Annotated in this window: 19 protein-coding genes; 11 read left to right on the plus strand and 8 right to left on the minus strand. The window is 42.7% G+C overall.

Annotation, left to right across the window (positions count from 1 at the left end):
- Positions 1-38 precede the first annotated feature (38 nt).
- Positions 39-2627: a phosphatidylglycerol lysyltransferase domain-containing protein gene (locus HDC92_RS05755; protein ID WP_183872946.1), complete on the plus strand. Its 2589-nt coding sequence runs from the start codon at positions 39-41 to the stop codon at positions 2625-2627.
- Here HDC92_RS05755 and HDC92_RS05760 read toward each other — a convergent pair.
- Together HDC92_RS05760 and HDC92_RS05765 are read right to left on the minus strand one after the other, a co-directional pair.
- A complete protein-coding gene (locus HDC92_RS05760; protein ID WP_015808253.1) occupies positions 2624-3301 on the minus strand; it encodes a virulence factor family protein in 678 nt (225 codons plus the stop codon). The two genes, HDC92_RS05755 and HDC92_RS05760, sit on opposite strands and share 4 nt — an antisense overlap.
- Positions 3298-4035: a virulence factor family protein gene (locus tag HDC92_RS05765; RefSeq protein WP_015808252.1), complete on the minus strand. Its 738-nt coding sequence runs from the start codon at positions 4033-4035 to the stop codon at positions 3298-3300. The genes HDC92_RS05760 and HDC92_RS05765 overlap by 4 nt, the downstream gene beginning before the upstream one ends.
- 120 nt (positions 4036-4155) lie before the next feature.
- Here HDC92_RS05765 and HDC92_RS05770 point away from each other — a divergent pair, with 120 nt between their 5' ends.
- On the plus strand, positions 4156-4452 hold the full coding sequence (locus HDC92_RS05770) for a Dabb family protein (protein ID WP_015808251.1): 297 nt from the start codon (positions 4156-4158) through the stop codon (positions 4450-4452).
- 40 nt (positions 4453-4492) lie between these two features.
- On the opposite strand, the gene HDC92_RS05775 is transcribed toward HDC92_RS05770, so the two are convergent.
- Positions 4493-5638: a dipeptidase gene (locus tag HDC92_RS05775; protein WP_183872948.1), complete on the minus strand. Its 1146-nt coding sequence runs from the start codon at positions 5636-5638 to the stop codon at positions 4493-4495.
- 51 nt (positions 5639-5689) lie between these two features.
- Between HDC92_RS05775 and HDC92_RS05780 the strand changes: the two genes are divergently transcribed.
- Together HDC92_RS05780 and HDC92_RS05785 are read left to right on the plus strand one after the other, a co-directional pair.
- On the plus strand, positions 5690-6064 hold the full coding sequence (locus HDC92_RS05780; RefSeq protein WP_015808249.1) for a DUF2784 domain-containing protein: 375 nt from the start codon (positions 5690-5692) through the stop codon (positions 6062-6064).
- A 7-nt stretch (positions 6065-6071) separates the two neighbouring features.
- Complete coding sequence (locus tag HDC92_RS05785; protein ID WP_183872950.1) at positions 6072-6632, plus strand: GNAT family N-acetyltransferase; 561 nt, start codon at positions 6072-6074, stop codon at positions 6630-6632.
- On the opposite strand, the gene HDC92_RS05790 is transcribed toward HDC92_RS05785, so the two are convergent.
- Positions 6629-7513, minus strand: a complete 885-nt coding sequence (locus HDC92_RS05790; RefSeq protein ID WP_183872952.1) for an AraC family transcriptional regulator — start codon at positions 7511-7513, stop codon at positions 6629-6631. The genes HDC92_RS05785 and HDC92_RS05790 overlap by 4 nt on opposite strands.
- 86 nt (positions 7514-7599) lie before the next feature.
- On the opposite strand from HDC92_RS05790, the gene HDC92_RS05795 reads away from it, so the two are divergent.
- Positions 7600-9081 carry an arabinose isomerase gene (locus HDC92_RS05795; protein WP_183872954.1) on the plus strand — a complete coding sequence of 494 codons (1482 nt, stop codon included), beginning with the start codon at positions 7600-7602 and terminating at the stop codon, positions 9079-9081.
- Positions 9082-9085: 4 nt separating this feature from the next.
- On the opposite strand, the gene HDC92_RS05800 is transcribed toward HDC92_RS05795, so the two are convergent.
- Positions 9086-10303 (minus strand): MFS transporter, encoded by a 1218-nt coding sequence (locus HDC92_RS05800; protein WP_183872956.1) that lies wholly within the window; start codon positions 10301-10303, stop codon positions 9086-9088.
- 154 nt (positions 10304-10457) lie between these two features.
- Here HDC92_RS05800 and HDC92_RS05805 point away from each other — a divergent pair, with 154 nt between their 5' ends.
- The 5 genes from HDC92_RS05805 to HDC92_RS05825 all read left to right on the plus strand — a co-directional run bounded on the left by HDC92_RS05805 (position 10458) and on the right by HDC92_RS05825 (position 14119).
- Complete coding sequence (locus HDC92_RS05805; protein WP_183872958.1) at positions 10458-10883, plus strand: nuclear transport factor 2 family protein; 426 nt, start codon at positions 10458-10460, stop codon at positions 10881-10883.
- 85 nt (positions 10884-10968) lie between these two features.
- Positions 10969-12399: a hypothetical protein gene (locus HDC92_RS05810; protein ID WP_183872960.1), complete on the plus strand. Its 1431-nt coding sequence runs from the start codon at positions 10969-10971 to the stop codon at positions 12397-12399.
- 82 nt (positions 12400-12481) lie between these two features.
- A complete protein-coding gene (locus HDC92_RS05815) occupies positions 12482-12706 on the plus strand; it encodes a CDGSH iron-sulfur domain-containing protein (RefSeq protein WP_015808242.1) in 225 nt (74 codons plus the stop codon).
- 106 nt (positions 12707-12812) lie between these two features.
- Positions 12813-13511, plus strand: coding sequence for a DUF4142 domain-containing protein (locus tag HDC92_RS05820; RefSeq protein WP_015808241.1), 699 nt, complete (start codon positions 12813-12815; stop codon positions 13509-13511).
- Positions 13512-13585: 74 nt separating this feature from the next.
- Positions 13586-14119 (plus strand): hypothetical protein, encoded by a 534-nt coding sequence (locus tag HDC92_RS05825; RefSeq protein WP_183872963.1) that lies wholly within the window; start codon positions 13586-13588, stop codon positions 14117-14119.
- 24 nt (positions 14120-14143) lie between these two features.
- On the opposite strand, the gene HDC92_RS05830 is transcribed toward HDC92_RS05825, so the two are convergent.
- From HDC92_RS05830 to HDC92_RS05840, 3 genes are all read right to left on the minus strand, one after another.
- Entirely contained in the window at positions 14144-15442 is a 1299-nt protein-coding gene (locus HDC92_RS05830) for a BamA/TamA family outer membrane protein (protein WP_183872965.1), read from the minus strand.
- Positions 15443-15540: 98 nt separating this feature from the next.
- Positions 15541-16041 (minus strand): hypothetical protein, encoded by a 501-nt coding sequence (locus tag HDC92_RS05835; protein WP_221270926.1) that lies wholly within the window; start codon positions 16039-16041, stop codon positions 15541-15543.
- Positions 15972-16874: a LysR substrate-binding domain-containing protein gene (locus tag HDC92_RS05840; RefSeq protein ID WP_183872967.1), complete on the minus strand. Its 903-nt coding sequence runs from the start codon at positions 16872-16874 to the stop codon at positions 15972-15974. The genes HDC92_RS05835 and HDC92_RS05840 overlap by 70 nt, the downstream gene beginning before the upstream one ends.
- A 78-nt stretch (positions 16875-16952) precedes the next feature.
- On the opposite strand from HDC92_RS05840, the gene HDC92_RS05845 reads away from it, so the two are divergent.
- The gene (locus tag HDC92_RS05845) at positions 16953-18017 is read left to right on the plus strand and encodes a saccharopine dehydrogenase C-terminal domain-containing protein (protein ID WP_183872969.1); all 1065 of its coding nucleotides are present in this window, start codon (positions 16953-16955) and stop codon (positions 18015-18017) included.
- Position 18018: the final 1 nt, after the last annotated feature.

Raw genomic sequence — 18018 nt, forward strand, 5'->3', positions numbered from 1 at the left:
AAGACATGCTATTCATAATCTTTTTTTAGAATTGCAATATGAACAAAGCCAGGTTATACCTCTCGAGATTGGTTTACAACAAGTTTTTTTGGCAGTTGTTTCTGGCAATTTTTATGATTGCTATGGCGATCTTTTTTATCCGGCAGGAACACATTGAGGTGGTAAAGATCAAGGCGGAGCTGGAACGCAGCCAACCTGTCTACATTGTTTTGGGATTAGTGCTGACTGTAGTTTATATCCTTGCGCAGGGACTGATGTATGTGTACAGTTTTAAAGCTTTAAACAAATCGATTTCGCTGGCGCTGGCCATTAAATTGTTTCTTAAAAGAAACCTGGTGAGTGTTTTTTTACCGGCGGGTGGTTTTTCATCACTGGTGTTTTTTACGAAAGAGATAGAGGAGAAGGGGGTAGGCAAATCACAGATTCATCTGGCCTCTACTTTATTTGGTTTTTGCAGTATCCTTTCGGTAGTTATTGTAGCGGTCCCGGTTTTGGCCATCGCCCTGTTGTTTACCAGGTTAGGGAATGCCGAATTGCTGGGCTTTGTTTTTCTGTTGTTGCTTACGGCAGGTTTTATTTTACTTGTTTATTCTATTTCTGTAAAAGGCCGTGCCTATCGCTGGCTTTCCAGGATGCGGCCCTCGCTGTCTACCGTTCTGGATGACATGATCAATGAAAAGATCAACAGAAAACAATTCTGGATAACTTTACTGATCTCTGTTGGCATAGAGGTGATTGGTATTGTACACCTGTACATTTCTATGCTGGCTCTTGGCTTTGATGCCAGCTGGCCGGCAGCCATTATAGGTTATATCGTGATGGTGATCCTGCTGATCGCATCGCCTTTTTTAAGGGGACTGGGAGCAATAGAATTGTCGCTGACCTTTGTTTTACAGCAGTTTGGCTTTCCGGTGCTTGCTGCAGCAACCATTACCCTGCTGTTCAGGTTTTTTGAATTCTGGATTCCGCTGTTGGCGGGCATTATAAGTTTTATCACCAAAAAGGATAACCTCATCCTGCGGATACTGCCGGCATGCATTATCCTGGTGCTGGGCATTGTAAACATCATTTCGGCTATTACACCAGCTATACCTACCCGTTTAAGGATGGTAAAAGACCTGCTGCCAGAAGATCTGATCATTACCAGTAATTCACTGGTGCTGGTTTTTGGCTTGATACTGGTTATCATCAGCATATTTTTGTTACAGGGTTCCAGACGAGCCTGGTATACGGCTTTGTTTCTGACTGTTTTTTCAGTTATCGGGCACCTGTTTAAGGCAGCGGATTACGAGGAAGCCTTACTGGCCTTTATTGCTGCTTCGGCTTTATGGTATACCAGAAGCTCCTATAAGCTTAAGCCCAATGCCAAACTGGTTTCCATCAATTACCTGGTGTTGCTGTACGCAGTACTTGCCCTGCTTGCTTATGGGGTACTGGGCTTTTATTTCATAGACAAAAGACATTTTGGGATTGACTTTCATTTTATGCAGGCACTGAAAGCAGTTTTAAAGTTGTTCTTTCTGATCGATTATCATGGAATGACACCTTTGACCAGGTTTGGTGAGCGCTTTCAGGATTCCATCTATATCTCGGGGGCTGCAGTGATCCTTTTTGTAGTTTTCAGTTTACTGAGGCCTTATTTTTCCAAGCCCTATAATTCTGAGCAGGATTTTGACTTGGCGAGGCAGTTGCTGCAGCAATACGGTTCTTCTGCACTGGATTATTTTAAAGTATACCCCGATAAATTTTTATTCTTTAAGCCCGACAAAACGGCTTTTATCAGCTTTAAGGTGACACGGCATTTTGCCATTGTGCTGGAAGATCCCGTTGCAGGTACTGAGACGGCGCAACAGGAAATGATCGGGCTGTTTGAAGATTTCTGTGCCCAGAATGGTTTTATAAGTGCCTATTACCGCGTGCCTGAAAAATCTTTACAGCTGTATACTGCTGCAGGATATAAATTTATCCCTATAGGAGAAGAAGCTGTTCTGGACTTGACTGGTTTTACACTTGATGGTGGCAAGATGAAAACCACCAGGAGTGCCATCAGCAGGCTTACTGCCGAAGGCTATTGTTTAAAAGTTTACCAGGAACCGATTAAGGAGGGCCTGTTGCAAAAGCTTGAAAAGGTATCGGACAACTGGCTGGCGGAGCTGCACCAAAAGGAAGTTGCTTTTACCCAGGGTGTTTTTGATACCAGTATTTTAAAAACGCAGACGATCATTACCGTAGAGGATGAAGAAGAGAAGGTTTATGCATTTTTGAACCTGGTACCGGATTATGCGCCGGGTGAGGCTACCTACGATCTGATCAGGAAGGTCAGCGATGCACCCAACGGCGTGCTGGATATGCTGCTGGCCAAAACTTTTATTTATTTAAAAGAGCAGGGTTATATCAGTGTCAATATGGGACTGGCACCTTTATCGGGAATGGAAGAGGTAAACATTACCCAGAAAACAATTAAGTATGCCTACGAGAATTTTAAAGTATTCGGGCAGTTTAAGGGTTTAAGAAAATACAAGGAGAAGTTTTATCCCAACTGGGAAAAGAAATATTTGATTTACAGTCATAATTACCATTTGTTGCAGGTGCCATCGGCCCTGAGACGTGTTTCTGAAGGCAGTTAATTGACCAGTCCTTTTATTGCCCCGCTTACCACAAGCTGTACATCGTCATTGTAATGATGCGAACCGGGGATCGTGATTTTCCGGATTTTGTTTGTTTCTTTTAATTCCTGGCTGATGTCGGTCTTTTCTTCCTCCCCAAAGATGCACCATACCGGGATTTTAGATTTTAGCAGTTCGGGGTATACCTTATATTTGTCCTTATTGGTGTTTTTAGTGGCGATCATATTGATGAAGCGGACTTCAAAGCTGTTGGAATAGCCTGGGGAAAGCAGGACAAGGGATTTAAATTTTTCGAGTGTTGCAGCGGGCAGGTGTGTGGGTAAAAAGGCGCCAACCTCTGCACCAAAAGAATAGCCTACCACACAGAACTCGTCCTTATTCCATTGGTTAAGGTATTTGCTGACAATTGTATTGACGTCGGCCGCAAAGCCGGCCGGGGTTTTTTGTTCCCAGAAATATTTCCGGGTATCGAGGGAGATTACAGGATATCCGTTTTTACCCAGTTCATCGGCTACCTGCATAGAAAATGTATTCCATCCACCATCACCTGTTAAGAACAGGACAAGCGGTTTATGGGAACTTTTAAACAGCGGGTGTGTAGGATAAGCAGTTTGGGCTTGCGTATAGTCCTGGTAAGTCAATATCAATAAAAAGAGCAGGATTTTGAATTTCATTTTTGATTTATTGTATTGGTGAGGGTGTTTACGATCTCCTGGTATGTTGATTCTTCATAGCGATGGTCGCCCGCCAGCAGTTTAAGGTAAAAACCGGGTTTCAGGATGTTTTCCTGTGCTTTTGGTTCTTCATCTTTTCCATAAAAACAAAAAACAGGAATTCTGATGCGGTCTATTTCAGCTTTTACTTTATATTTTCTATTGTCTTTGGCAATATTGAGCAGATCGGAGGTATGGACCTTAAAATCTGTGGTTGCAAAGGGCGACAACATGCCCAGTGCCGTTATTCTGGATTTAAGGTGCGGGCGAAGCCGGTTGTATATGAAAGGGACTACATCTGCACCGAATGAATAACCACAAAGTACAATTTTTGTGGAATTATATTGTTGTATGTAGACATGAAGGAGCATGGATAGGTCCTCAGCGGTTTGCCGGGGTGTTTTTCTTTCCCAGAAATAATCGCGGCAGTTGAATCCTACAGTATTAAAGCCTGCCTTGGAAAATTGAACGGAGAGGCTATCTTCGAAATCGAGCCAGCCGCCATCTCCGGATAACATAACAATTAAAGTTCCGGTTTTATTGCTGTCGGCCGCCGGATAAGCAAATACAGGCAGATCAAAGTCGGATCGTGCAATGCCATTGTGCCTGGTCACCCGTTCTCTTTTTAACAGGCTACATCCCGATAGGCTGAGCAGGCTGGTAACAATTAGCAGGTATAGGTTTTTGTTGGCCACTATATGTTGTGTTTTTAGCTCTGAATAAGTTATAAAATCTTTTACAAATATTGTTCCTAATCTAAGCGGGTATTTTATTGAATTGCTGTGGATTTCCTATATTCGCCAAAAATAAGAAAAATGATAGCTCATCACGTTTTGTTCTGGCTAAAGGCCGACACCACAGAAGATCAAAAAAATGCTTTCCGCAAAGGCCTGGAATCACTGGAAAATATCGAAGTTGTTAAAACCTTCCACATTGGGACACCTGCACCAATTGAACGTGCTGTTGTAGATACCAGTTATACATTTTCGCTGATCCTGTTTTTTGAAGACCTGGCTGCGCATGATGTTTACCAGGTACATGAAATCCATAAAGCATTCTTAGACCAGTTCCGGGTGCTTTTTGAGAAGGTAACCATTTACGACGCAAATTAACTGTAATGACCTTTACCTGGATGCCGGCCAGTGAAAAATATTATTTTTTACTGGCTTCCCAGACCCTGACAAAGTTCCCTCCGAAGATCTTATCTATCCATTCCTTTTTGTAACCTATGTTTTTAAGCGCGGTTTCCAGTTTTGGATAATCGGCAACAGAATCCATTCCTGCCGGAAATGATTCAGAGCCATCGAAATCTGAGCCGATACCAACATGGTCGACACCAATTAGTTTTACCATATAATCGATGTGTTTGACCAGTGCGCTTAATGGCGGACGGATCTGATCAGCTTCTTTTTTATACATTACGTTTAACATGGTTGGCGCAAAATCCTTTGTGTAAATGTTGTTCAGGGAATCCAGCTCTTTTTTATGCAGCTGAAGAAAATCCTGCACACGATGGTCATAACTGCTATCAAGGAAACCGCTATAGAAGTTAACAAATACCACCCCGCCGTTTTTTGCCAGTGCTTTTAACTGTTCATCTTTGAGGTTACGCCGGTGGGGTGTCAATGCATACGCATTGCTGTGCGAAGCAATAACGGGTTTGGTGCTGGTAGCCAGCACATCATAAAATGTTCTTTCACCTGCGTGTGAAACATCTACCAGCACGCCATTTTTGTTCAGCGTTTTTACGATCTGTTTACCCAGCTCATTTAAACCCGCCTGCCGCATACCTTTTCCTGTAGTTTCATCTCTGGCCGAGCTGGCCCAGGAGGTGCTGTTGTTCCAGGTGAGTGTTAAATAGACCAGACCCCTTTTGATCAGGCTGTCCAGATAATCCATCCTGTCTTCAATCATGTGTCCGCCTTCAACACCAATCATTGCCGCAAATCGCCCTTGCTGATGCACTTTTTTCAATTCTTGCGGGCTTTTTACCAGTGCCATCTTATCCGGATAACGGGCAATTAAGGCATAAAGTGAATCGATTTCCCTGTTTGCATGTGCAAAACCCTTTCCTTTGCCATAGTCTTCACCACACCAGATGGAAAATACCTGGGCATTTAATCCGCCTTTTGCTGCCCTTATGAGGTCGAAATTTCCGACAGGCTGCAGTTTGCCCAGATCTGCTTTAGTGACCAGCTGAAAAGAGAAAACATCGTTATGGGTATCAACCAGCAGGCGTTGCTGGGCCATTATACTGGAAAAGCTGAAAAGCAGGGCGACAGGCAGAAATTTCTTCATAAGGATAAAGATAATATTTTGAGGGAATGATTTTCGGATTATCTTTAACCGATGTACCAGTTATATGATTTTCTTTTTACCATTTTCCATTTGGTGATTATAGGATTTAACCTGTTGGGCTGGATATGGCCTCCGACCAGGAAAATGCATTTTGTGCTGGTGCTGCTTACTGCAGGATCCTGGCTGGTGCTGGGCATATGGTATGGGCTGGGCTATTGCCCTGTTACTGACTGGCAATGGCAGGTTAAAACGCATTTAGGTGAAAACAATTTGCCGAATTCATTTATTAAATATTATGCTGACAAGTTAAGCGGTCAGGATATTTCAGCAGATTTTATTGATGCAGCAACTTCAATAGGCTTTGCTATTGCTGCAATTTTATCGGTTTATTTTAATTTTGTACGTAAAAAAGGAAAGGACAAATAGCGGTTTTATGATAAGACAAGCAAAACCTGATGATGCAGCTGCAATAGCCAGCCTAATTATCTTAGCCATGGACAGTCTGGCCGCAAAATTTGTTGCCGGTAAAGATCCTGAGGAAGCAGTTCTTTTATTTGAAAGGTTTGCTGCACTGCCAGCCAATCAGTACAGTTACGAAAATACATTGGTGTATGAAGACGGAGCAGGGGTTTCCGGAATGATCAGTGCTTATGATGGGGCCGATCTGGAATTACTTCGCGCTCCTTTTTTAGCTTACATCAGCCATAAATATGGTTTTCCGGAACATATTGAACATGAAACGCAGGCGGGGGAATATTATATTGATTGTGTAAGTGTGGCCCCGGGAAAACAGGGGAAAGGCATTGGTAAAGAGTTGATCAGGGCTTTAATAGCACATGCCCTTTCAATAAATAAGCCCCTTGTAGGTTTACTGGTGAGCAAAGAAAACCCTAAAGCTGAAAAGTTGTACGCAAGCCTTGGCTTTCAAACTGTAAATGAAAAGGAATTTATGGGTGGCAATTATCTGCACATGCAGTATAAAACGCTTGTTTAAAGTTTCCGGACTAGCTTTCGGTAAGTATCCGGTGCATAACTGGTTTTGTTTTTAAAGATCCTGGAAAAGTAAAATGAGGATTCAAAGCCCAGTTCAAAGGCAATTTCCTTGATGGGTTTTGTACTGTCTGAAAGGAGGGTTTTGGCCTTTTCTATTTTTAACTGTAATAAATACTGGTGTGGTGCAATTCCGGTAAAGGTTTTGAAGGCCTTACGAAACCAGGAATAGCTGACATGCAGTTCTTCGGCGAGCTTTTCTATGGCGATATTTGTATGGACAGATTCCCGTAGCAGGATACTGGCCTTATTGATCAGGATTTCTGATATGTTTTCCTTTTCCAGCGCCTGCAATTTGGTTTTGGCATACACTTCACCCAGGAGGTGCAGGATCATTCCTGATATGAGTGGCTGGTAACCTGGTTGTTCTGTTTTGGTTTTTTCCAGGATGGCCGAAAAAAGGTCGATCAGCTGATCGCTGAGACCCACCTGCAGCAGGGGCAGATGGGGAGAAATAAAGTTTTTTTTAGCAATATTGCTAATGATATCCCCTTTAAAACCTACCCAGTATTCATCCCATCCTGTTTCCGGATCTGGTTTAAAGCGGTGCCATTCGCCAGGGAAGAGCAGGATGACAGCACCTTCATTGATGTGCAGCTGTTTGCAATGTGCAGATTCGAAAATACCTGTACCTTTTGAAATGTATATCAGCTGATATTCATCCAGTATCCGTCCCTTATCCCAGTTAAAATAATGACCGGCAGGATGACCGGCAGGGGGATAATTTGCCGCCTTGCTGATCCGGTTATACCCTGCATTTAAGACATGCAGGCCCCAGTTGATATCGTGATCACTTACAGGAAGGTATTTAAAATAATTGCTCATCTCAATAAGTATATGCGGATTATCAGATCGTACATTGATTAAACAAAGTGAAACGCCAATTTTTGCTTAACCTAAATATAAATCTTATGACTGACCCTATCGCATCCGTTTCAGCAAAGCAATCATTTTTACCGAACAATTCAAAATCGACACTAAAAATAGGTTTGTTTGGTATTGGATTAGACACTTACTGGCCACAGTTTGAAGGCTTAAAAGAACGGCTGGAAGGCTATCTGGCTATAGTTGAGCAGAAACTCGGGGCTATCCATCCTGCCGTTTTAAATGCAGGTTTGGTAGACAGCCCCGATAAGGCTTTTGCTGCCGGCAGGTTATTTAAAACAGAAGATGTAGATGTGATCTTTTTATATGTGACCACTTATGCCTTATCGTCGACGGTATTACCGGTGGTTCAGCGCGCCAAGGTACCCGTTATTATACTTAACCTGAGTCCGGAAGCCGCTATAGATTATACCGCCTTTAATGCCATGACAGACAGGACCAAGATGACGGGTGAATGGCTGTCTTACTGCTCTGCCTGTCCGGTTCCTGAAATTGCCAATGTATTTAACCGTACAGGCATAAAATTTCATCAGATTACCGGGATGCTGCGGCACGATCCGGAATGCTGGAACGAGATTACAGAATGGGTAGAAGCGGCAAAGGTGGCCAACATGATGTTTTATAACCGGATGGGCTGTATGGGGCATTATTATAGTGGTATGCTGGACATTTATTCTGACCTGACCCAGCAATATGCGCATTTTGGGGGCCATATAGAATTGCTTGAAGTAGAGGAACTGGCCAGTTTGCGGAAAGCCGTAACGCCAGCGGAAATGAACGAAAGGCTGCAGTTGTTTTACGAAACCTTTGACGTGCAAAAGGACTGCGCTAAAGAAGAACTGGAAAAAGCGGCGGTTACCTCGGTGGCCCTGGATAGATTGGCGGACAAACATCAGCTGGGCTCGATGGCTTATTATTATAAAGGCACGGGGAATATTGAGAATGAAGAAGCCATCAGTTCAATCATTCTGGGCAATTCACTTTTGACTGCGCGGGGAATTCCTGTGGCAGGCGAATATGAAATAAAAAATGCGCAGGCCATGAAAATTATGGATTGTTTTGGTGCGGGAGGCTCATTTACAGAATACTATGCAATGGACTTTAACGACGACGTAGTGCTGATGGGACATGATGGACCCGGACATATTGCCATTGCAGAAGGTAAAACAAAAGTTCGTCCTTTAGGTGTATACCATGGCAAAGTTGGCAAGGGGGTATCTGTGGAGATGTCGGTAAAGAATGGCCCCGTGACCTTATTGTCCGTAGTAGAACAGAAAGGAGGGACCCTGATGCTGCTGGTAGCGGAGGCTGAAGCAGTACCGGGTCCGATATTGCAGATTGGCAATACCAACAGCAGGTATAAATTCCCTGTTGGTGCCAGAAATTTTGTAAACAGCTGGAACAGTTACGGCCCTGCACATCACTGTGCAATTGGTGTAGGACACATCAGCTCAAAAATTGAAAAGCTGGGCCAGTTGTTAAACATGGATGTGGTTAAGGTGTGTTAACCAATCATTCTGTTACCTGAGTACCGGCTTTTTTATGCCTACTGTAAATGGTAAACATGACCAGGGCAGAGAGTATGGTCAGTACCAGGTAACTGGCTCCAAGGTGATGCTCGTCTTTTGCCGGTAAAATGGCAATGATGCTATAGCTTAAAAAAGATACAATTACATAAGTGATGCCACCGGTTAAACCACTGGCAATTCCAGCGTTTTTAGGGAACAACCCGAGGCAGAAAGTGAAATAATTGTTAAAGATGTAACCGGCGGTTACATGGATGAGGAATGCGAACAGGATTAAGGTATACAGACTGGAAATGAACTGTATGCTGAGCAGCATGGTTGATACAAATATCACCTGAAATATCAGGTTGGTGGTCATCTTTTTGAAGAAGGGCCTGTTAATGGTTGCCTTACCTATGAATCCGCCTACCATCCATGCAAAGCCCAGGATGAGTGAGCTGTAACCCGCAACAACAGGTGTAAAATGTAAGTGGTGTTCTACGATAAAGGGGCCTGTCATGTTGTAGATCATCACCATGGTATAAGCAAGGCCCAGCATCACGATGCCCAGGCTAAAGCTTGCGGTTTTGATCATGGTGATATAGATGCCGGTAATCTTTTTTAAGGAAAAAGCCGAAAAATGGCTCAGCGTTTCGCCGCTGTAAATATACTCCAGAACGGCCAGCACAATGGCCAGTAAAGCCAGGAAGTAAAAATTGGATTCCCAGCCAAAAGCGGTTTGCAGGTAGCCGCCTATAAAAGGGGCGACAATGGGACCTGTAGACCAGATAATGGAAAAGAGACTTAAATAGTGTTTCAGCTGATCGCCGGTAAACAAGTCGACAAAATATGCCCTTTTCGCTACAATAATGGTTCCTACTGTAAAACCATGTATGATGCGCATCAGGTAAATGAGGTAGATGTTATGCGTATTGGCAATGACGATGCTGGCCGCGGCGAAGATGAGCAGGCAGATGAGGCTTAAACGGTACCGGCCAAAGCTGTCGAGCACACTGCCGATAAATAGCTGGGAGATGCCGTAGCTGATGAGAAAAAGACTTAGCGTAAGCTGGACCTGCAGACTGCTTACCTGTAATGTGGAGGCCATTGTGGGTAAAGAAGGGATATAGATATCAGTTGCAAAGCCGGATAGTGGTAACAGGGCAAATGCAAGCAGGGTTGCTATGCCCTCGTGTTGTTGTGTTAAAACTTTTGTACTGCTCAATTTAATCGGATATAATTTCTAAAGCACAAAGTTAGGTTATCAGGATTCCAGGCTTGGCTATTCTGTAACATTTGATTGTAATAAAATAAAAAACAGACTGCCATAGGGTTGTCAGTACCGGTGGTTTTCTTTGCTATGAAATAAAATAAATGTCATGTCAGCATTCTTAACTACCCAAACAAAAAGCATTGTCCGTCAGTTTTATGAGGCTTTGGCCAATCGTGAACTCGAAAAATTGTTACTTCTTTTTTCAGCAGAGCCAGACTGGGATGTACCAGGTAATCAGGAACTGGCCCCATGGCTGGGGAAGAGAAGTAACCGTAAAGAAATACGTGATTTTTTTGTATTGCTGTGGGAAAACATTGAGCCGGTGAGTGCGGAGATTGACCATATTCTGGCCGAAGGAGATTTTGCTGTGGTTACAGGCTCGTTCAGTTCTGTAATGTTAAGGACCGGGGAAGTTTATGCCTCCATGTTTTCTGCACATTTTACAGTTGCTGATGGGCAGATTGTTCGTTACCGGCTACAGGAAGATAGTTATGGCCTGGTTGAGGCCCTGAGTTTACCAAAGCCAGCATAGTTTTTTTGGCGTTTTGCTGAATGTATATTTTCTTTTGTGGAAACTGAAAAGTAATTGCATCATGGTATGGATTAAAACCAAAACCATGAAAATTTACCTTAGTCTTATCCTGTCCCTGTTGTTCTTTGGAGCATGTGGACAAACCAACCCTCTACAGCATACTCTCTATCCCGAAGAAATTATGCTGAAACTTAAAAAAGAGATTGGCCTGAAGAACAAAAAATTTAATCCTGAGAAACGTGGCGGACTGTATAGGGCCAGGCCTCAGGGTAATGCCGTTTATGTAAAAATAGAAGGCGTAAATGCGGCTAAGGTAAATGAACTGATTGCTAAAAACAGTTCATTGCCGGAGCTTAAAAGGCTATATCCAGATCTGAAAGTTACGCCAGATGTATTTTTTATTAAGGGCCGGCGGGAGGAAGGTACGAAAAAGGTTGTATTTCAAACAATAAGAATTGCTGATGATGGCCATACAGAAATTTTAAGCCCTAATGCAACAGATTATGATCAGGATCTTAGTGGTAAATGGGTTGCCGACTATTATAAAGGCCCAAGGCCAGAAGCAGATGTACTTCTTGCATTGTTGATCAGGGAAGAATTTAAAAGGTCTGAATTGCCCGAGAAAGCGAGGTTAGCCATTGAATATACAGATTACATGATTGACACCAATACTTATATCTACAAAAGTGATAAGATTACCCGGGCAAGGTTTTACAATTTAAAGCCATCCAGGATAGATACACTGATCCGTAAAGCAAAAGCAGATGGAATCTATCCGGTAAAAGAAAAAGAGCGAAGTATTGCACAGAAAAGAGATTTGGAAGAATTTCTGACAAAGACCACTGAAGTCATATTAAAAGAAGGGCCCTGGGGTTTTGAAATGGATCAGTTTGAAAATCATGTTGAGCTATACCTATCTAAGGAAAAGGCCTTGGAGCTTAAACGCAGAAGGAGGGTGATGGGATCTTGCAGCATGGACAACGGTCCGATAATACATGCTACAAATATAGCAAGACTGGCAGGAGAGACCTGTTGTATGGAGATTTTTCTAAGATCGCATCTCGATATTCTCAATGACAACTTTGAGCGGATGATAGATGCGAGTTATGCACAACCCGGAAGAAAAACTTATGGTAAAGAACTGGAAGCGCTGGGCGTTGATTTCAGGTACCTGGTTCCGGGAATTTTGCTGCGTGCCGATCATTTTGCGGTTAACCATTATTATGGTGAACTTAACCGTACAGGACGGGCAATGGCAGAACTGGACTCAAAAGCGGCAGTTTACAGAACGATTGAGACATTGATAGCAGACCGGAAACTTGACCTTTACAACCGGCTTTGCCTTGTCTTTTTTGCGGAAGCATACAATTATAATTTAAAAAAACTCAGTTTAACCACTGAAGCAGATGCTAACCTGAAGCGCTTGAAGGTGCTGACAGCAGATTTTCCTGTTTATGTGAACGCCCCGCTCTATAAAAGTATTGACGGGATCATAACACCTTCCGGAGACTTTTAGTTATAACGTTTCTAAACTAAAATGTTATTCAGAACTCTGCCGGCATTGTTTTAGTTTTGGCCGAAATAAGAACAACAATCCAATGTCGAAAACGAAACTTACAATTAACAATAACGGATCAGTGAAAATAGAAGGTGATTTTGAAATTGTTGACAGAAATGGCAATGCTTATGGCTTACAGGGGAGAACAGTATTGTCCATTTGCCGTTGCGGGCTGTCAAAAAACAAACCTTTTTGTGATGGTTCCCATAACGGACATTTTGAGCATGAGGCTGTTGCATTTGAACTTCCTCCTAAAAAAGTTTAAAAAGGACATGCGTACTGCAATGCAGCTGTAATTTTAAGCAGGGAAAGCAAACATTATTGCGAGGTTTTTGTAGTTTTAACAAGTATTACCGCTAAATCCTGCACGCATGAAAAGTCTCCGAATATTTGCAATTCTTCTGATATTGGCCTGTTTAGTTTATTCCTGTTCATCTTCCAGGAGTTCATCTGCTGAGGAAGGTAAAAAACGAAGAAAAATAACAGGTGTAACCCCGGGGATTAAAAACCCGAGCAGGGGCGTAATCAATGCAAGTGGAGACGGCCTTACACCCGGAATCGGTCAGTCAAATGGTGCAGGTTCAGAAGAAAATGCGACCAGTATTGCCAATAATGCAATTGCAAAAGCCAATGCGATGGTGAGGGTGAATCAGCAGAAGTTAGCGGCTATGAGTGATGAAGAACTTGTCAATAAGATGTTAACCGATCAGCAAATTGAAGTTAAGCGGAGTGAAAACGCTGTAAGAACAACCGCAAATACCCGGATAAAGGATTATGCTGCTATGGTTTTGACTGACCACGCAGAGATTCAACATGATTTAAAAAAGCTTTCAGGGAGCAAAAACATGGCCCTGGTTACATTAAAATCCCTTAATGTTTCCAGCAGAACCGATCTGGAATTTGTTGAACAGATGATCGAAAGCAATCAGAACATGATAGCGCTTTATACTGCCGCCGGTAAGTCTAAAGACCCGGCCATAAGAGCGTTTGCCTTAAAACAATTGCCTGTGTTGAGAAAACACCTTGAGGCGGCCCAGGAACTGACCAAAGTATTTAAGCCAAAGCAATAGCAGGACTGGAGAGGGGAAAGGGCCGGTTGGGCAAATGAATAAGATTTAATAGTTTTGATGCATAATTTGAAGATATGAAAGCGAGTAATTTTAAAGTTGATGAAGATGGAATTTCGATAACCGCTACCCTGGTTGTGCGTTCGTCTTTAGGCGGAAAAATCTTTCTTTATACCTTAAATGTGCTGCTCATTGGGATCATTATATTATTTTTTATAGGTAATATAGGGGTAATCACCTTATTTATTACCGTGATGGAGGTATTGCTGTTCCGGTATTCTTTATGGAACCTGTATGGTTCAGAAACTGTGGTTCTAAAAAAACATTCTTTAAGTTACCAGCAACGCTATGGCCCGATTAAAATGCCTGCAAAAACCCTGAACATTACGAAATCGCTAAAGGTGTTTCCCTTTCATGAAAATTTTCAGACAGGCAATAAAGCAATGAAGCTGGTTTTTGAATCTGTAGATGAAAGCCTGCATCCTGTTAACCTTTATCAGACCTCGCTTGCCATTTCCCAGCAGGATTATAAATCATTTATGGTTGCTTTTAACAGGCTTTATAAGCGTAAGCAGGATGAATATCTGCTTCCCCTGCCTCAAATGAATTAATTGACTTATCTATTTCAGGACCAGTTAAAAGGCTTCAGTGAGGCCCAGGAAGAACCCCTTTGAACCATATTTTCCAAAGGCATAATCCAGGCAGAGGTTAGTTCGTGTGGCTTTGTTAAACAATACACGTAAGCCTGCACCGCCACCTGGCTGCCATTCCTGAAACAGTGCTGTACCGAGGTCGTCATTGGCCGTTTGTATATTGCCAAAAGCAACACCACTTATAAATTTATTCCTTGTGATCGGAAAACGGTATTCCAGCTCTGAATAAAAATATTGCGGGCCTTTAAAATAGGTAACTGTATAGCCCCTTCCACTGCGGAAGTAAGTATCCCTTCCGGTACCTGGCAGTTCCAGATAGGGAAGGGCCCCATTGATCAGGTAGGAGCCCCAGTTCCAAAAGGCGATAACATGTTCAGGATTGCTGCTGGAAAGACTCCAGTATTTTCTGAAATCGGTGGTAATCTGCATAGCACTTTTAGAACTGCCCATCCAGGTTTGGTTAAGGCGGATGCCGGCATCAACATAAATGCCTTTATAAGCACGGTTCTGGTTGTCGCGCGTAGTATACTGCAGGTTAAACAATAAGCCATTAGATTGATAATGGTCGCGGTTAAAGCCGTATTTGTCGCTATAGATGTTATATGGCGTAAGTGCATTGCTGGTATTTGCGCGATCTTCAATTTTCCTTCTGATCTCGAAGGATACCCCGGCACCCAGAAATAAGTTTGGCTGCACCTGCTTGTATATCTTTTCCCTGAAATTGTAATATTCTGCGTGAAGTACATAGGGTTTTCGGCCGGGATTACTGAGGATCATGTCGGCTTCGCTACCTGTGGCAGCTTTACCTATGCCCAATCCAAAATCTGGCAATACGGTTTTTGCGGCAACCAGGCTTCCCTGGAGGTTCCATTTATTACCAGGTGTATATACATTGTGGTTAAGGTAAAAGTAAATGATGCCTTTAGTGGTTATAGATGCTGAAGTTGCGGCAATGGACATGAGTGTATGCGGGTCTTTTCCCAATATTTTACCCGCAACTGCCTTTATGCCGATCTGTGCCCCTATACTTGGGTTATATGCAAAATTAGGAATGATGGTTACAGCTGATTTTTTTGCCGGGTTAGTACTTTTCCGCTTAGGATGAAAAATACTGTTAAAAAGATCACCAATATCGTATTGGGTATAGCTGCTGTCCCTTTTTATAGGATCAGTCCTTAATGAATCAGTGGTTTGCGCCTGTGCGTAACCCCAGGGCATACCAACGAGCAGGGCAAGTATGGGGATCCATTTGTTTTTAAAAGATATATTGCTATCTGGCATGCGATCAGTGTTCCAAAGGTTTCTGTAAATTCCTCAAAAATAACGACAAATATCCAGATCAATTGCAGGCAGGGGACGATCTTTATTTTTTTAGGCAGTTAAGGGATCTTTTCGAATACAAATTTTGGATTCTGGTACTCAATCGGGATGTTCTTTTTGAAATAGGTCATGTTCATATAAATTTCCATGGAACCTGTACCCATAATGAGCTTATTGTCCTTTTTTAACAGCGCTATGGGGATCCTGTGCCAGGTTTCGATCCCATAACGCTGAAAGCGGCAAGTTCCTTTTAGGGTATCACCTTTTACTATTCCGGTCACTTCACCGGAATCTTTGTAAGCGCCATGATAATTGATTTCAAACCTGCCATAAAACTCCTTATCAGTTAGTCTTATTCTAAGCGAAGCCGTATCATCTTTGTTTATGGCCCGGTATGCCGTTTTAACCTGACTTTCCCTTCTCTCATCATTGCTGTTACAACTGGCCAGCAGGACAAAAAAGAGGCTTAAACACAGCTGGATAAATCCTGTTATAGGGTAAAATTTGTAAGCATTTCTAAAAGGTGCGGCAATGCCGGATTTTGGCTTTTCTTTTTCCATACAGCGTATAGTTCAGTTCTTTGTGTTATTTTTTTCAGTTCGATGAATTTGATCTCCTTGTTTTCAGTATGCGCCAAAGAGGTAGGGATAACGGAGACCCCCATTCCATATTCTACCAATTTGAAAATAGTTGGGGCATGGATGGACCGGTGGGCAATTTTAGGTGCAAAGCCCTGATCAGCACACAGGTTAATGATTTGCTGATAATATAACTGACTCTGGTCATTTGGGAACAGGATAAAAGGTTCTTCTCTGAACTGCCCTATATTTATAAAAGTTTCTGCATTGATGGGGTGATTTTGGGGCAGCACCAGGGAAAAGGTTTCTTTATACACACTCCTGATGTCATATCCCGCATCAACATGGTTGGAGCGCATGAAGCCCAGATCAAGTTCTTCGTTTTTTAAGGCCATTAACTGTTCCCTGTTGTTTAGTTCATCGAGCTGAAATTTAATGTTTGGACACTCTTTATGAAAATTTTTTAACAATCCGGGTAAAACAGATTGCATTGCTGAGGCTACGAAACCAATTCTGAGCTGTCCGGTATTGCCTATTTTAATCAGCTCTAAATTGGTAAGGGCAGATTCTACCTTGTTCAGCACCTGGACTGCATCCTTATATAAGGATTTTCCGGATTCACTTAAAGCTACTTTTTTATTGGACCTGTCAAAAAGGGAGATCTGGATCAGCTGTTCCAGTTGTTTGATCTGCTGGCTTAAGGCAGACTGGGAAATAAACAGCTTTTCGGCAGCTTTACGGTAATGCAACTCCTCGGCAAGCATTTTGAAATACACAAGATGTCTGAGTTCTATTTGATTAGTGAAACTGATCATTATATAATTAACATTAATCAATACTTATGACTAAGTTATGGATATTTGTTGGGGAACCATTAAGCTGAAATAAAATATATGATAAAAAAAGTACTTACACTGGGACTTGGTAAAGTTGGGACACTGGTAGGCGTATTGTTGAGTGAGCAATTTGAGGTAACCGGCATGGATAAGCAACAGCCCCATTATCCATATACGCTGCCCTTTAAAGTAATTACCGGTGATGTGACAGATGCTGAACTGATGCGCAAGCTGATTGCGGACCATGATGCGGTAGTATCGGCACTGCCCTATTTTTTGAATAAAACCATTGCACTGATAGCGCAACAGACAGGTAGCCATTATTTTGATTTGACGGAGGATGTAGAAACTACCGCTTACATCAGGGAGCTGAGTAAGGATGCAACTGCGGTGATGGCGCCCCAATGTGGTCTGGCCCCGGGAATTATTGGTGTTATAGGTGCACATCTGAGTAAGGACTTTGAAAAGATCCGTTCTATAGAAATGCGTGTGGGTGCTTTGCCAAAATACCCCAATGGAGAAATGGCCTATTCCTTTACCTGGTCGGCCGCCGGTGTGGTAAATGAGTACATTAACGATGCAGAAGCTATACACAATGCTGAGCGGAAACGCGTAATTTCTTTACAGGGTAAAGAAGCGATTAACATTGAGGGGGCGGCCTATGAGGCTTTTTATACTTCAGGTGGCTTGGGCACGATGTGTGAGACCTATGAAGGCAGAGTGGATAAGCTGGATTACAAAACGATCCGTTATCCGGGGCATTGCGACCTGATGAATTTTTTGATCCATGAACTGCACCTGAAAAATGATAAGCAACAGCTGGAAGAGCTCTTAAAAAATGCCAAGCCCGAAGTAGAAGAAGATGTAGTGTTGATTTATGCAGTTGCAGAAGGCTGGAAAGATGGGCAGATGAAAAGAAATGAGTTTTACAAAGCCTGTGCGCCGATTGTAATTGCGGGGCAGCGCTGGAGGGCAATTTCCTGGACTACCGCTGCAAGTCTGGTTGCAGTAATAGAAATGGTAGCCAATGGTTCGATTCCGGCCAAAGGATTTATTAAACAGGAAGAGATTTCACTTGAATCGTTACTGGACACCAGAACCGGTAGCTTATTTAAATCATAAC

Source organism: Pedobacter sp. AK017, assembly GCF_014200825.1.
Lineage (GTDB): Bacteria > Bacteroidota > Bacteroidia > Sphingobacteriales > Sphingobacteriaceae > Pedobacter > Pedobacter heparinus.

Excerpts from the sequence above, each read along its gene's own strand:
- HDC92_RS05820 (WP_015808241.1), top strand. The coding sequence starts at position 12,813 with ATGAAAAGTCTCCGAATATTTGCAATTCTTCTGATATTGGCCTGTTTA.
- HDC92_RS05815 (WP_015808242.1), top strand. The coding sequence starts at position 12,482 with ATGTCGAAAACGAAACTTACAATTAACAATAACGGATCAGTGAAAATA.
- HDC92_RS05760 (WP_015808253.1), bottom strand. The coding sequence starts at position 3,301 with ATGAAATTCAAAATCCTGCTCTTTTTATTGATATTGACTTACCAGGAC.
- HDC92_RS05785 (WP_183872950.1), top strand. The coding sequence starts at position 6,072 with ATGATAAGACAAGCAAAACCTGATGATGCAGCTGCAATAGCCAGCCTA.
- HDC92_RS05845 (WP_183872969.1), top strand. The coding sequence starts at position 16,953 with ATGATAAAAAAAGTACTTACACTGGGACTTGGTAAAGTTGGGACACTG.
- HDC92_RS05775 (WP_183872948.1), bottom strand. The coding sequence starts at position 5,638 with ATGAAGAAATTTCTGCCTGTCGCCCTGCTTTTCAGCTTTTCCAGTATA.
- HDC92_RS05755 (WP_183872946.1), top strand. The coding sequence starts at position 39 with ATGAACAAAGCCAGGTTATACCTCTCGAGATTGGTTTACAACAAGTTT.
- HDC92_RS05825 (WP_183872963.1), top strand. The coding sequence starts at position 13,586 with ATGAAAGCGAGTAATTTTAAAGTTGATGAAGATGGAATTTCGATAACC.
- HDC92_RS05805 (WP_183872958.1), top strand. The coding sequence starts at position 10,458 with ATGTCAGCATTCTTAACTACCCAAACAAAAAGCATTGTCCGTCAGTTT.
- HDC92_RS05840 (WP_183872967.1), bottom strand. The coding sequence starts at position 16,874 with ATGATCAGTTTCACTAATCAAATAGAACTCAGACATCTTGTGTATTTC.
- HDC92_RS05810 (WP_183872960.1), top strand. The coding sequence starts at position 10,969 with ATGAAAATTTACCTTAGTCTTATCCTGTCCCTGTTGTTCTTTGGAGCA.
- HDC92_RS05795 (WP_183872954.1), top strand. The coding sequence starts at position 7,600 with ATGACTGACCCTATCGCATCCGTTTCAGCAAAGCAATCATTTTTACCG.
- HDC92_RS05770 (WP_015808251.1), top strand. The coding sequence starts at position 4,156 with ATGATAGCTCATCACGTTTTGTTCTGGCTAAAGGCCGACACCACAGAA.
- HDC92_RS05790 (WP_183872952.1), bottom strand. The coding sequence starts at position 7,513 with ATGAGCAATTATTTTAAATACCTTCCTGTAAGTGATCACGATATCAAC.
- HDC92_RS05780 (WP_015808249.1), top strand. The coding sequence starts at position 5,690 with ATGTACCAGTTATATGATTTTCTTTTTACCATTTTCCATTTGGTGATT.
- HDC92_RS05830 (WP_183872965.1), bottom strand. The coding sequence starts at position 15,442 with ATGCCAGATAGCAATATATCTTTTAAAAACAAATGGATCCCCATACTT.
- HDC92_RS05835 (WP_221270926.1), bottom strand. The coding sequence starts at position 16,041 with ATGGAAAAAGAAAAGCCAAAATCCGGCATTGCCGCACCTTTTAGAAAT.